9 protein-coding genes and 1 riboswitch are annotated in these 14,907 nt (G+C 68.7%); all 9 genes read left to right on the forward strand.

What is annotated here, in order from left to right; genetic code table 11:
* The first annotated feature begins 1 nt into the window (after position 1).
* The 9 genes from ACTFAP_RS15690 to ACTFAP_RS15730 all read left to right on the forward strand — a co-directional run bounded on the left by ACTFAP_RS15690 (position 2) and on the right by ACTFAP_RS15730 (position 14,878).
* A complete protein-coding gene (locus ACTFAP_RS15690) occupies positions 2-2,578 on the forward strand; it encodes a caspase, EACC1-associated type (RefSeq protein ID WP_500466629.1) in 2,577 nt (858 codons plus the stop codon).
* Entirely contained in the window at positions 2,578-3,966 is a 1,389-nt protein-coding gene (locus ACTFAP_RS15695; RefSeq protein WP_500466630.1) for an extracellular solute-binding protein, read from the forward strand. Before ACTFAP_RS15690 ends, ACTFAP_RS15695 begins: the two co-directional genes overlap by 1 nt.
* Positions 3,967-4,184: 218 nt before the next feature.
* A riboswitch (cyclic di-AMP (ydaO/yuaA leader) is annotated at positions 4,185-4,334 on the forward strand.
* Between the two features lie 9 nt (positions 4,335-4,343).
* Complete coding sequence (locus tag ACTFAP_RS15700; RefSeq protein ID WP_500466631.1) at positions 4,344-5,339, forward strand: M23 family metallopeptidase; 996 nt, start codon at positions 4,344-4,346, stop codon at positions 5,337-5,339.
* Positions 5,340-5,422: 83 nt separating this feature from the next.
* The gene (locus ACTFAP_RS15705; RefSeq protein WP_500466632.1) at positions 5,423-6,352 is read left to right on the forward strand and encodes an aldo/keto reductase; all 930 of its coding nucleotides are present in this window, start codon (positions 5,423-5,425) and stop codon (positions 6,350-6,352) included.
* A 66-nt stretch (positions 6,353-6,418) separates the two neighbouring features.
* Complete coding sequence (locus tag ACTFAP_RS15710; RefSeq protein ID WP_500466633.1) at positions 6,419-6,868, forward strand: very short patch repair endonuclease; 450 nt, start codon at positions 6,419-6,421, stop codon at positions 6,866-6,868.
* A 680-nt stretch (positions 6,869-7,548) separates the two neighbouring features.
* Entirely contained in the window at positions 7,549-9,024 is a 1,476-nt protein-coding gene (locus ACTFAP_RS15715; protein ID WP_500466634.1) for an ATP-binding protein, read from the forward strand.
* Positions 9,025-9,073: 49 nt separating this feature from the next.
* A complete protein-coding gene (locus ACTFAP_RS15720) occupies positions 9,074-11,863 on the forward strand; it encodes a Z1 domain-containing protein (RefSeq protein WP_500466635.1) in 2,790 nt (929 codons plus the stop codon).
* On the forward strand, positions 11,860-12,867 hold the full coding sequence (locus tag ACTFAP_RS15725; protein WP_500466636.1) for a PD-(D/E)XK motif protein: 1,008 nt from the start codon (positions 11,860-11,862) through the stop codon (positions 12,865-12,867). Before ACTFAP_RS15720 ends, ACTFAP_RS15725 begins: the two co-directional genes overlap by 4 nt.
* Positions 12,860-14,878 (forward strand): AIPR family protein, encoded by a 2,019-nt coding sequence (locus ACTFAP_RS15730; protein WP_500466637.1) that lies wholly within the window; start codon positions 12,860-12,862, stop codon positions 14,876-14,878. The genes ACTFAP_RS15725 and ACTFAP_RS15730 overlap by 8 nt, the downstream gene beginning before the upstream one ends.
* The last annotated feature ends 29 nt before the right edge of the window (positions 14,879-14,907 follow it).

Below are 14,907 nucleotides of genomic sequence, written 5' to 3' on the forward strand. Positions count from 1 at the left end.
GGTGAGCTTTCAGCCGGACGCCGGGCGGTCCCGGGTGGTGCTGATCGGGGTGGCGCGGTACGACCACGCCGCCGACTATCCGCCGCTGCCCTCGGTGACGGCGAACATCGATCAGTTGTACGAGGCGCTCGGCGACGACGTGCTCGGCCGGCTCGGTCCCGCGCTCCTGCCCCCGCTGCACTCTCCCCGCCGCGAGGAGATCGTCCGCACCGTCCGGCGCGCGGCGGAGGAGGCCGAGAGCCTCCTGCTGTGCTACTTCAGCGGGCACGGTCAGCTCGTCGAGGAGGAGTCCGGGCCCGGCCGGCTGCACCTGCAACCCCGCGAGGCGAGCGCGAGGGAGGCCGGACTGCTGGGCATCCGGTACGCCGAGCTGCGCGACCTGCTGTGCCGTACCCGCGCCGAGCGGGTGGTGCTGATCCTGGACTGCTGCTTCTCGGGCAACGCCCGCCTGGAGCCGCTGCGGGAGGAGGTGCCGTTCGCACTGGTGACCTCCTCCCGGCCGCTGGGCCGGCAGGACGCCGGGGACGGCCGGGGCCCGACCCCGTTCACGGCCGCGCTGCTCGACATCCTGCGGGAGGGCACCGGCAGCCCCGACGGGGGGCCGGTGACGGTCGCGGCGCTGCGCGCACCGCTGCGGGAGAGGGCCGGGCGGGACGCGGCGGCGGCGCCCGCCGACAGCGACCCCGACGACTGGCAGCCGTACGTCGGTTTCCAGAACGGCGCCGAGGACACCGTGCTGTCCCAGGCGATCGCCACCCCGCCGCCGCGTGCGGCGCGCCGGCTGCTGCCCGCCTGGCCGGCCACGGCCCGGCGCCTGATCAGGGAGCGCCCGGCCCGCGCCCTGCTCGTGGCGGCCGGTGCGGCGCTGGCCGGTACGGGCCTGCTGGCGCTGGGCGCCGCGGTCGGCGGCGCGCTCAACCCGCCGCCCCCCGACTGCCCCGTCCCGCTGGAGCTGCGGATCCTGACCAGCCCCGAGTACGAGCGGCCCCTCGCCCGGGTACTGGAGACGTTCGAGGGCTCGGCGGCGGCGCGGGAGGCCATCGGCGGCCGTCCGGCGGGCTGCCGCCAGCTGAACGCCTTCGTCTACGCGGCCCCCGACGGGGACGCCGCGCAGGCGCTGGGCCGCTCGGCCGCCTGGGCGGAGCCGGAACGCACCTGCGCGGCCGACGCCTCGTCGCACGCGGCGGGGCAGGAGTGCGCGCGGCCGCTGCGCGACATCGGGCCGCGCCCGGATGTGTGGCTGCCGTCCTCCTCGATCGCGTTACGGGGGACGGCGGAGGCTGTGGACGGGGCGGAGAGCGCCGCGTACCCGGGGGAGCCGGTGACGGTGGCCACCTCGCCCGCCGTCGTCCTGCTGCCGGGCGAGCCGCCGGGTGGACTGCGGCGCTCCGGCGAGCCGCTGGAACGGCTGCTGGCGGCGGCCGGCGAGCAGGACCTCACGGTGGTACGGGCCCGCCCCGCGGGCTCGGCGGCGGCGCTGCTGCACGGGATGACGGCCGGGCCTGGCGGGATCCGGGACGTGCCGCTGCCGCCGGCGGACGACGCGGCGCTGCTGTGCTCGCTGGCGCGGCCGGCGGGCGGCGGGCCCGCCACTGCGGCGCCGGCGCTGCTGGTCGCGGAGCGGACGGCGGTGGACCTGGTGCGCGCCGAGCGGCGTCCGGCCTGCCTGAGCGGTGCGGCCGGCGCCCATCTCGACCAGCTGGCCTGGGACCAGCGGTACCGGGCGTACTACCCGCGGGACGTACCGCCGCTCGATCTGACGTTCGTGCCCGTGCACTGGGAGCACGCCGCCGCCGACGACGCGGAGCGGCGGGAGGCGATCGGGCGGCTGGGGGCGTGGCTGGGCTCGGCGGAGGGGACGCGGGCGCTGGGCGCGCAGGGCTTCCGGGACCCGCGGGACGAGCGGCGCGCGCTGATCGAGGCGCCGCCGCTGAATCACGAGGCGTTCGTGACCGCGCCCGCGCTGCCCCGGCTGCTGGCGCCGGACGAGGCGGCGGCGGCCGGGTATCTGCGCGCGGAGGAGAGCCGGCAGGGGCCGCGCGACGTGGTGTTCGTGGTGGACGTGTCCTCGGGTTCGTACGCCCGGGAAGCGCAGTACGCGGCGCTGCTGCGGACGGCGATCGGGGTGCTGGGGCCCGAGGACGGGTACGCGCTGCTGGCGACACCGGGCGGCGGCGCCGGTCCGGTGCATACGGTGCGGGGCCTGGCGCCGTACGACGGGGCGGACGGGGTACGGGCGGCGGTCGACGCGCTCGCCCCGGTGGAACGGCACGCCCCGATCACCCCGGCGCTGGAGGCGGGCCTCGCGCTGCTGACGCGGGAGCCGGACGCCGCAGAGCCGGACCGGGGCCGGCTGGTGGTGCTGATCACCGATGACGAGGACAGCGCCGGGCGGCTGGACGTACCTGCGGACGCGGCGCCGCCGGTCGCTGTCGTCTCGTACGGCTCGCTCGGCTGCGAGCACCTGTACAACCGGATGCTCATCGCCTCGGGCGGCCTGTGTTTCGACAGCTCGGGGTCGCCGGGGGCGGCGCTCGCCGGGACCCTGCGGGGCCTGACCGCGCCCCGGGAGCCGTGATGACGCGGCATCGCGCGGTACGGGCGCGGGTACTGTCGGGGCTGCTGGCGCTGTCGGTGGCGGCCGGGTGCAGCGGGGCGCCGGACCCGGGCCGGACTCCGGCCCGGCCGGACGACGGGCGCCCGCTGGTGGTGGTCAGCGGCGCGGACCTGACCAGCCGCGAGGGCGAGGGCGTACGGCAGGCGCTGATCGACGCCTGGAACGCGGACGAGGACAACCGCCCGGCCCGGCTGGTGGAGCTGCCGCGCACCGAGGACGGCCAGCACAGTGAGCTGATCGCCGCGCTCCAGTCGGGCAGCGCCGACTTCGACGTGCTGAACCTGGACACCACCTGGGTACCGGAGTTCGCCGAGGCCGGGCTCATCCGTCCGCTGGACGACACCCTGCTGGACGCCGGCTTCCTGGCCCAGGCCGCACAGGCGGGCCGCTGGCGCGAGCGGGCGTACGCCGTGCCGTTCAACACCGACGTCGGACTCCTCTACTACCGCCAGGACCTGCTCACCGCGCTCGGCCGCGAACCGGGGGAACTGCTGGGCCACGAGACGCTCGGCGAGCTGATCGCGCAGTGGCCGGGCGGCCAGGAACACCCGCTGTACGTCACGCAACTGCGCCCGTACGAGGGGCTGACGGTCAACGTGCTGGAGGCGTTCTGGAGCGTGGGGGTGGAGCTGACCGACGAGCGGGGCCGCTACCGGGGCAGCGAGGAGGAACTGCGGCGCGGGCTGAGGGAACTGCTGCGGATCGCGGACGGCAGCAAGCTGAGCGAACGCGCCCGGGAGGCGGACGAGACCGGCGCGCTGCGCGAGTTCACGGGGGAGACGGACGGCGGCGACCCGTCCGGGGTGGTGCTGATGCGGAACTGGCCGTACGCGTACCAGCACCTGGACGCCACGCTGCCGGACGGCGCGGACTTCGGTGTGGTCCCGCTGCCGGGGGCGGCGGCGCTGGGCGGGCAGTCGCTCGCGGTCTCGGCCGACAGCGCGCGGGCGGCGGACGCCGAGCGGCTGATCCGCTTCCTGACGGCGGAGCCGGACAGCCAGCGCAGGCTGCTGGAAGCGGGGTTCGCTCCGGCCCTGCGGGACGCGTACGGCATCGGGGACCCGACGGAACTGGACTGCGCGGCCGTCACGGCGGTGGCGGTGCCCCGGGCGCCGGGGGAGCCGGCGGAGGGCGCGGTGCGCGAGGTGCCGCCGGGGTATCCGGAGTTGCTGTGGTGCGCGCTGGAGGAGGCCAGGGCACGGCCGGCGAGCCCGTACTATCCGGCGTTCTCGCGCGAGTTGCGGCAGGAGGTGGCGCAACTGCTGGCCGGGAACGGGTCGGTGGAGGGGACGGCGGAGCGGCTGCACCAGAAGCTGGCGCTCGCACTGGAGGGACGCCTTTCACCGTGAGTGATCGGAAGACATCACTCCGATAACAACTGACACACCGTCAGAAACACTTGCCATGGCAGCAACAAAAATCTATGGGGTAATTTGCCATGATCCACACCTGTTTGAGGGGGGAAAGTGCCTGACTCAATTCCCGGATCCACTTGGAATTACGGCGGGCCGTCTATTAACGTTCGATAACGCAGCGCGGTCGTCTCCGCCGTCGCCAAGACGGCGGTCGTGCTGTACCGCCTAATCCACGGCACGCCACCAGCGCGCCGGGAACCGGGGAACCACCACTTGGGGTGCATCGGACGGCCCACCGTCCGTAGGAGACCTTCCTGCTCCGAACCCGTCAGCTAACCCGGTCGGCGAAGGAAGGAAAGGAGAACGCCTCCGTGGCGTCGAACCCGCACGGGTCCCACCCCGCCTACTACGGGCCGCAGACCATCGAGGACGAGCCCCGTACCGAGTGGAACCCCAGCGCCGAGACCCTGCGCCCCGTGCGCGGCCGGCACCGGGTCGCCCGGCAGCGTGGCGGCACCATGGCACGCAGCCGCGCGGTCCTCGGCGTCGGCATGTTCGCCGCCGTCGGTGCCGGCGGCATGGCCACCGCCCAGGAGGGCGGCACGGGTTCCGTACCCGGCCTCGACTCCGTGCGCTCCATCCCCGACCAGATCCCCGTCCTCGGCGACCTGATCTCCTCCCCGGAGAGCGAGCCGGAGGTGCAGGACACCACCTCGGTGACCGCGTTCACCGAGGCCCAGGACGCCGGCGAGGCGCTGCGCGCCCGCATCCTCCAGCAGGCCGAGGAACAGGAAGCCACCGCCCAGGCCGCCGAGCACGCCCAGGTCCTGGCCAGCGCGCAGAGCGACGCCGTCGCCGCCGCCGCCGAACTCGCCGAGGCCGAGCGGCTCGCCGAGGAGCAGCGGCAGCGCGAGGCCGAGGAAGAGCGTCAGCGCCTGGAGGAGGAGCGCCGCCTCGCCGAACTGCGCGCCAGCTACACCCTCCCCCTCACCAGCTACACGCTGTCCTCCGGCTTCGGCGCCAGCGGCTCCATGTGGTCCTCGACCCACACCGGGACCGACTTCGCCGCCCCCACCGGCACCCCCGTGAAGAACGTGCACACCGGCACCGTCAAGGAAGCCGCCTGGGCCGGCTCGTACGGCTACCGCATCATCATCGAGCAGGAGGACGGCACCGAACTCTGGTACTGCCACCTCTCCTCGATGAACGTCACCGCGGGACAGTCCGTCGACACCGGCGACACCATCGGCCGGGTCGGCTCCACCGGGAACTCCTCGGGGCCCCACCTGCACCTGGAGGTCCGCCCCGGCGGCGGTGACCCGATCGACCCGCTGGCGTGGCTGCGTGGCAAGGGCCAGGCGGTCTGACCGGCCAACGACCATCCCCCCACACCGCCGCCGGCCCTGGTGACTCCCCCCGACACCAGGGCCGGCGGCATACCCTGACCGCCATGAACCCCATCGGCGATCTTCAGGTGTCCGGGCTCTGCCTGGGCGGCAATGTCTTCGGCTGGACGGCGGACGAGGCCGAATCCTTCGCGGTACTGGACGCGTACGTCGCGGCCGGCGAGAACTTCATCGACACCGCCGACGCCTACTCGGCCTGGGTGGAGGGCCACCGCGGCGGCGAGTCCGAAACGGTGATCGGCCGCTGGCTGGCGCGCCGCGGCCGGCGCGACGACGTGGTGGTGGCCACCAAGGTGGGCCGCCACCCGGAGCACATGGGCCTGTCGGCCGACACCATCAAGGCGGCGGCGGACGCCTCGCTGCGCCGCCTGGGCGTGGACCACATCGACCTCTACTACACCCACTTCGACGACGAGTCCGTCGAGGTCGCGGAGATCATCACGGCCCTGGACGACCTGGTCCGCGCGGGCAAGGTCCGCGAGATCGGCGCCTCCAACATCTCCCCGGACCGCCTGGAGGCCTCGCTGGCCTTCTCCACCCGGGAGAACAAGGCCCGCTACACGGCCCTCCAGCCCCGCTACAACCTGATGTCCCGGGACAGCTACGAAGGCCCCCTCGCCGACCTGGCCACCCGCCACGGGCTGGCGGTCATGCCGTACTCGGCCCTGGCCAGCGGCTTCCTGACCGGCAAGTACCGCCCCGGCGCCCCCGTCACCAGCGCCCGCTCGACCGCGGCCTCCCGCCACCTGGACACGGACCGGGGCCGCGCCGTGCTGTCGGCCCTGGACGAGGTGGCGACGGCCCACAACACCGAACTCTCCACCATCGCCCTCTCCTGGCTGGCGGCCCGCCCCACCATCACCGCCCCCATCGCCAGCGCCCGCACCCCCGACCAACTCCCCCCACTCCTGAAGTCCACCACCGTGACCCTCACGGAAACAGACCTCACGACCCTGACAAACGCCTCGGCCTGAGGAAGCCGGTGGGTGGACGATCACATACGATCGTTCGGTCCGTTGTGGCCGAGAACTGGAGGGCGCGTGAACGAGGGATCGCGGAGCGCCGATCCGCGCCCCACGCCGTCCTCCGCCGCGGTCTCCTCCCGCATGAGCCGGCAGGCCAGCCGCAACACCGGTCCCGAGCTGGCGATCCGTCGTCTTCTCCACGCCACCGGGCACCGATACCGCCTGCACCGGAAGGTGCCCGGGATGTCCCGTCGAACCATCGACATCGCCTTCCCGGGCCCCAAGGTCGCCGTATTCGTGGACGGCTGCTTCTGGCACGGTTGCCCCGAACACGCGACGCAGCCGAAGGCGAACAAGGACTGGTGGCGCCAGAAACTCGACAAGAACATCAACCGGGACCGGGAGACGACCGAGCGATTGTCCGCCGAGGGCTGGAGGGTGCTGCGCTTCTGGGAGCACGAGAAGCCGGATGCGGTGGCCGTCCGGATCGCCCAAGTGGTGGCTGCCCGCGGGGCGGGCGAATGACAACAAGAATGAGGGAGAGATCTTGATCTGCCTCGCACCTCCGGACAGGGAAATGACCGACGTTCATATGTGAGACGTACGAGGAGACCAGTCTGACAGTGAAGGCTTCCCCGAAGGTCGCCACAGCATCCATGGCGCTTGAGGAGTTGAAGTCACCAACAGCGTCCCCGCCGCCTGCGAATGGACGGGTGAACTTGAAGGGGAGGTCCTGCAAGCACGCTCAGACCTGCTGGGGTGGCGCTGTTGCCATCCCCGAGGAGTTCATGAACACAGCCACCAATTTCTCCATCGCTACTGGGCGGGGTTCGCACCCATCTTGCTCGATGGCTGGCAGTAGTGAGTTCGCGGTTCTCGTCCAACAACCGCCAGCAGTAGTCGTTCTGGCCACCGCACCTTCTCTGAAATCCTGGAGGGGCCTGGAGGTCTCAATCGCCAGGCTGGCCAAGGTGACTCAACGGCTTTTGCGTTATGCCTCGCGAAGCCGGGGGACAGCGCTCCGAAGAGATGGCCTTCACCAGACAAGCACCTTTCGGTACCATGCGCCGAGGGGGATTTCGGTTGGGGTGGGACGAGGCAGCGCATCCTCGTACGAGGCTTGAGAAGTCCTGTCACATGCCGCTGCGCAGAGCACACAGACGAATCGACCGCACAGGGCTGACCGGGTACGGAGCGTAAAAAAGATGGAGTTCGACGTTGCTGCTCCCGACCCTGCCGGCATGGTGGCGTCCCTCAGTTCACTCGGCTACTCCCTTCCTGCCGCCGTCGCAGATCTCGTGGACAACAGCATCTCGGCAGAGGCCAAGAACATTGACATCGACTTCACATGGGATGGACCGGGTTCCTGGATTGCGGTGACGGACGACGGCAGGGGGATGACGGAGCCGGAGCTGGTGACCGCCATGACGGTGGCGGCCCGCGGCCCGTCCACCGAGCGGAGCGCCACGGATCTCGGCCGTTTCGGGGTGGGGTTGAAGTCCGCTTCCTTCTCCCAGTGCCGCAAGCTCACCGTCGCCACCGTCAAGGACGGGATTTGGCACGTTCGGACGTGGGATCTCGGTGTCGTGGAGCTCTGCAAGGAGTGGCGGCTTCTCCGTAACTCCGGCGACATGACCACGACTCGCCTGCGTCGGATCGCAGGAAGTATGCAGCACGGGACTGTCGTCCTTTGGGAGCACCTCTCCGGCTACCACAACACCGCTGTGACCAGTGACGACGAAAGGATGCAGTCCCAGTTCTATACGGAGGCCGAGCGAACTCAAGCCCACCTGTCAATGGTCTTCGCCCGCTTTCTGCAGCGTCCTGCCCGGTGCCGGATCCGGGTGCGCGGCTCCGAACTTTCCCCCTGGGACCCGTTCCTGTCCACGCACCCATCGGTACAGCGGGTCCCCTGGGAACCGTTGCCGCTGGGATCGGAGTCGGTGCGCGTGGAGCCCTTCGTCCTCCCGACAGCCCAGCGCCTCTCGGGGGCCGAGTATGAGTCGGCTGCCGGGCCCAGGGGATGGCTGGGGCAGCAGGGGTTCTACGTCTACCGACGTGACCGTTTGATCCTGGCCGGTGACTGGCTGGGGATCCGCGGGCTGCGGTGCGAGGAGAAATACAACCTCGCGCGGATCGCGGTGGACATCCCTGCGGAGACCGATGTCGACTGGGGCGTGGATGTGCGCAAGGCGAGCGTGGTTCCCCCCGTCTCCTTGCGTCGTCACTTGGAGAGGATCGCCAGGTACACCCGTGAGGCCGCCTCACGTTCCGCACGACAACGTGGTCAGGTGGTGTCGCGAGCGCATGGTAGCCCCCTGAAGTTCGCCTGGAACGTGAAGCGTCACGATGGCCGGATCGTTCTGCGTATCAACAGAAAACACCCTTTGGTGGAGGCCGCGATGGATTATCAGGGCGGGAATCCGGACGTTCTCCGCTCGATGATCCGCCTCTTGGAGGAGACGGTCCCGGTCACAGCGCTCCGCATGCTCCACGAGACCGACACGGTTGACGACCCCGAACCTTTCGGCGGCCCGGGGCCGGCCGCTCCGGAAACCGTCGCCATCGCCCGCCAGGTGTACGAAACACTCCTTGGGCAGGGCCGCTCTCCTGAGAACGCCCGGGGAGTGCTCAGCTCCATGTCTCCCTTCGACGAGCAACAAGGTTTCTGGAACTCCTGACCCACCTGGTAGTCCCCACTCCCAACCGATCCGGCCGCAGGAGGTCGCTGTGAGCACCATCCCCGAAGACAGTCTCGAGAAGGCCGAGCAGACTGCGGTACTGCTCCTGCCAGGTGACCGCCAGGCGACGTCGGCCGAGGTGGACTTCGCCGTGAACACCGCGGTCAGTATCCTCGCTGCGCAGGGGATCACCGTAGAGCGTGGCCAGGTGCGGAAGGTGCTCGAAAGCCGGACTTCCGTGTTCCAAGCTGATTCCTCCGCATTGAAGAACGACGAGGGCCACGTACCCTGGCTCGCCGACGCCAAGGCCGACCGTAAGTGGGACTTCTGGGACCGCTACCGGCGCTACCTCCTGAGCGTCTCCAAACTCCCAACGCAGGTCGTACGCCGACTGGACCAGAGCACCGACGACGTTCTCGGTGAGCTGGAAGACCCTCAGCGAGAAGGCGCCTGGCGCCGGACCGGGCTCGTGATCGGACAGGTCCAGTCCGGCAAGACAGGACAGTTCATCGGGCTCGCGGCGAAGGCAGCCGACGCCGGATACCGGCTTATCGTGGTGTTCGCCGGGATCCACAACGACCTGCGCAGCCAGACCCAACTCCGTATCGACGAAGGGCTCCTCGGGTTCGACACTCAGTACCAGTTCCGCTCGGACGATGACGCTCGTCGTCATATCGGTGTCGGCGCGATGTCGCACGACAAGCGTCTGAAGGCAGCGTCGCTTACCACCAGTCACGAGAAGGGGGACTTCGCCCGGAAGACGGCGGTGTCCGCGAACGTGCCGGTGGGCAGTGTCCCGGTAGTCCTCGTGGTCAAGAAGAATCGTCGAATCATTGACAACCTGCGTGACTGGGTGATCGACAACCACGGCGTGAAGGACCCGGAGACCGGCCGGATGGTCGTTCCGGACCTTCCCTTGTTTGTGATCGACGACGAAGCCGACAACGCTGGGGTGAACACCTCCAAGGACCCTGACACCAACCCCTCGGCGATCAACAAGGCCATCAGGCGGTTGGTCAACAGCTTCACAAAGGCGTCCTACGTCGGCTACACCGCGACCCCTTTCGCGAACATCTACATCAACCCGGACACCGACCACGACGAACTGGGCCCCGACCTTTTCCCGGAGAGCTTCATCCGCACCCTGCGGGCGCCGTCCAATTACCTTGGTCCCGAACGTCTCTTCGGTTTGCAGACCGATGGCGATGAGGAGGACATCGAGCCGCTGCCACTTATAAAACACATCAAGGACACGGACCTCTGGGTGCCGGATAAGCACAAGTCCTACCACCGGGTTCCCGAATTCCTGCCCGAGTCGCTGCAGCGCGCCATCCGGTCCTTCGTCCTGACCTGCGCCGCACGTCGAGCACGGGGGCAGGTCTCCGTGCACAACTCCATGCTGGTGCACGTGACCCGCTTCACGGCGGTACAGCAACAGGTCCGCGACCAGATCGACGCTCACGTGCGTCTACTCTTCGACGTTCTCCAGGACCGGTTCAGCAGTGCCCGCGAAGAACTAGAGGAAGAGCTGCAGCAGCTGTGGGACGAGGACTTCGTCCCCTGCACCGAGGACATGACAGGGGACAGGCTCGACTGGGAAGAGGTCGAACCGCACCTCCACGCCGCCCTCGCGAAGATCACCGTCATGGCCGTCAACGGCGCGGCGAAGGACGCCCTCCAGTACTACGAGCGCAGGGAGAACGGCCTGTCGGTCATCGCCGTCGGTGGCGAGAAGCTGTCCCGCGGTCTGACCCTCGAAGGGTTGTCGGTCAGCTACTACCTGCGTGCCTCCAAGACGTACGACACCCTGCTGCAGATGGGCCGCTGGTTCGGCTACCGCCCCCGTTACGAGGACCTGTGCCGGTTGTACACAACACGTACGCTGCAGCGCCAGTATGCGGAGATCACCGCAGCCACCGACGAACTCCGACGCGACGTCGAGGAGATGTCTGCGGTGGGACTCACCCCCCGCGAATACGGTCTCAAAGTCAGGACCTCGTCGCTCGGCCTCGGCATCACCGCCTCGAACAAGATGAGGCAGGGCACGCGTGTCCGCCTCAGTTACTCAGGTGAGCTTCCCGAGACGACCATCTTCGACCTTTCCGAGAAGGTGGTTCGTAACAACCATGAGCTTCTCGAGTCGTTCGTTGCGCGCCTCGATGCGCTCTCCGCCGGGAAGGTGGACGATCGGAGCGGGAGCATCACGTGGAGTGGCGTCGCAGCCTCGGACGTCACCGAGGGTTTCCTCGACTTCTACCTCACCGACCGGCAGGCCCAGCGGGTTCGGCCGGCCTTCATCGCGGAGTACGTACGTCAATGTGCCGTGCAGGGTGAGCTGGGTAGCTGGACGGTACGCTTGGCCAGTCGGCTGCCCGAGGGAGCGGCGGCGGAGATCGCGGGCCATTCCGTCGGTCTCATCACGCGCAGCCACTCCAAGTCATCGGAGGTCGTTCCCGGCCGCTACACGATCAAGCGCGTACTCAGTCCCGCCGACGAGCTCTGCGATCTGACGGGTGAGCAGAAGATCCGTGCGCTGAAGGCCACGAAGGAGGCCGCGAAGGGGAAGCTCAACCGGCAGGGCGATCCGCTGGACCCCGACACCCCCCGGGGTCGGCCTCTGCGTCACCAGCGCCGCCCCGACCAGCCGTTGCTTCTGCTATATCCTCTCTGCCCTGCCGAGGCGGCCAAATCGTCAGGGAACACCGAGCCGGTGGCCCCTCTGGTCGGGTTCTCCATCAGTTTCCCCTTCTCCCGCCACCAGTTGAAGACCGAGTACGTAGTCAACGACATCTGGTTCAAGCAGGACATGGAGTTCGACGACTTCGAGGGCGAAGAGTGATCGACGAGAGTGTGTGGCAGGAGTTGGAGGCCCACCAGCAGACCCCGGGTAGGTCCACCCGGCGGCTCCATCCGGACTCCCCGCACGACATTCAGATGTCGGTGACGCATCCTGCCCTCCGGCGGATGCTGCTGCTCGGCACGGACGCCAGGACCGCCGACACCGTACGTCAGGAGATCCAGGAACTGCAGGCCACCCGTGGCCTGCAGTTGAACCTGTCGTCGGTGTCCGGCGACCACTACGAGCTCCAGGTCATGCTCACCGACGACGAACTCACGGAGGTGTTCACCCCGCTCGTCTCCGACATAGCAGAGGTGGTGCGGGACGCGCCGACTACTGAGACTGCGGCGGAGGCTGCGGTTCGCCGCTACGCCCGGTGGCAGCAACTGCTGCGTTCCGTGTCGCGCGAGGGCCTGTCCCGGCAGGCCCGGTGCGGCCTCTTCGGCGAACTCCACTTCCTCCTTGAGTACGTACTTCCGGCCGTGGACCAGCACACGGCCGTCAGCTCTTGGACCGGCCCACGGCAGACGAACCAGGACTTCCAGCTGCCCGGCGCCGCGGTCGAGGTGAAGGCGACCACAGCGCGCTCTCCCAGGACGGTCCAGATCGCGAGTGAGCGCCAGCTGGACACGGCCGGCTCGACATCTCTCGCGCTGGCGCACGTCGTCCTTGACGACCGCCAGCGGGGGCTCGGCACGAGTCTCAACGCCTTGGTGGACGAGATACGGGCCCGTCTGACCTCACCGTCCGCCTCCCAGCGCTTCGAGAGCCTGCTGGTCCAGGCCGGATATCTGCCTAACCAACGGGACCTCTACGACCACGACCGCTACACCCTGCGTCGCAGCGAGTTTTGGATGGTCGGGGAGGGTTTCCCTCGGATCGTCGAGGCCGAGCTGCCGCCCGGGGTCGGCAACTGCACCTACACGATCGACGTGTTGGCTCTGGCCACCCACAGCGTGACCGCCGAAACACTGGTTGACCTGATTCGAGGAACCCATGGTTGAGCACGACCTCCACGAGTACTCCCGCGCGCTGGTCACCGACATCCAGGCGCTGGCGGACGCCGAGGGCGGCTCGATCCCGAACACGTTCACCCAGCACGTACTCGAGATCCTTGAGGAAGCCGGTGTCGTCACCGACGCCGCACTCGCGTACCACTCCTCTCGGGGACTGGAGATCTACGGCTATGGCCTGCCCGAGGACGGGTCCAGCCTCGATCTCTACACAACGGACTTCAACCTGACGCCGTCGAGCAGCAAGCTGACCAAGGCCGAGTCCGATAGACTCTTCCGCAGGCTGTTCGCGTTTCTGGGCAAGCACGCGACCATCCGCCCCAATCAGGAGGACAACACCGATGTACATGACATGTGCGTCGGTGTCGAGAAGGCGCTGACGAGTGTTCCGAAGATCCGCCTCTTCCTTCTCAGCAATCGGGTAAGCACGACGACCGCCCCGGAGCCCACGGAGTTCGCGGGAATCCCCGTCGCCTACGAGCTCTGGGACCTCGTGCGGTTCCACAGGCACGAGACCTCCGGGAGCATCGGCGAGCCCATCAAGGTCACCTTCGATCGTCCCCTTCCTTGCCTGGCGGCGCACAGCGATGAGCCGAACTACTCGGTCGTCTTGGCCGTCATCCCAGGCCGGCAGCTTGCCGAGCTGTACAAGGAGCACCGGACCCGGCTGCTCGAACTCAATGTGCGGTCCTTCCTCCAGACCCGTGGTGCCGTGAACAAGGGCATCCGCGAAACCCTGCTGAACGCCCCCGGCCGGTTCCTCGCCTACAACAACGGCGTGACTGCCACTGCCTCGGACGTGGACTTCGAGACCGACGAGGCCGGAAGCCCCGTCGCCATCAGGAGCATGACCGGCCTCCAGATCGTCAACGGCGGCCAGACCACCGCCTCACTGCACCACGTCCTGATCCGTGACAAGCGAGACCTGGACGGGGTCCACGTTCAGATGAAGCTCACGATCGTCGACCCCGCGCACCTTTCCGATATCGTTCCGAGGATCTCTCAGTATTCCAACACCCAGAACAAGGTGACCCTGGTCGACTTCAGCTCGAACCACGAGTTCCATGTTGCCTTCGAGCGTGTCTCCCGCAGTCTGTGGGCTCCTGCGGCCGATGGCAGCGGCCAGGAGACACGATGGTTCTACGAGCGGGCACGGGGCCAGTACACCGACAAGTCCGCAGAGCACGAGACCCGCGCGGCCCAGCGCAAGTTCAAACTGATCACGCCGACGCGGCAGAGATTCAGCAAGTCCGACCTGGCAACCTTCGTGCACTCCTGGGAACAGCTTCCGTACTGGGTGAGCCGCGGCGCCCAAAAGAACTTTGCCCACTTCATGGAGCGGATCGAGAAGTCCGACCCCGTCGTGGACGTGCAGTACTGCAAGCGCGCCATCGCGACCGCCCTCCTCTTCCAGGCAGCCGACAGGATCGCACGTACACACTCGGCCGGCAGCCACAAACGCCTGATCACGACCTACACAGTCGCCCGGCTCTCACTCGCCGCAAAGAAGCGGATCGACCTCGACAAGATCTGGAACGAGCAGGGCACCACGGACGTCCTGAGGGATGCTCTCGACGAACTCTGCCCCCTGATCATGGAGACGGTGCTTTCCGGCGACCGGCACGTGTCGGAGTGGGCGAAGAAGCCTGACTGCTGGGACGAGGTGTCCCGCATCCCGTGGGCGCTCCCCGACGCGCTGGCCGCCGAACTCACGACCGAGCCTTTCGAGATTGCGTCCCCGGAGAACACCGTTTCCGACGAGGCCGAAGCCGCCATCGAGGACATCCCTGGCGATGTTTGGCGGGCTCTCGCGGATTGGGCCCGCGAAGGCCGGTTCCTGCGCTCCGTGGACAGGCAGCTCGTCGAGCGAGTTGCGAATCGTTTGTCCGCGGGGCGAAAGGTCGTCGGGGCACAGGCCAGGCAAGCGATGCAGGTCTACGAAGAGGCCCTGCGGCATGGGTTCCACCCAATGCCTGGGAGATTCGACCACGGGATGGCATGAACGCGGCAGTCACCGGAACTGCTGGGGCT

This window comes from Streptomyces sp. PH9007 (assembly GCF_059813725.1).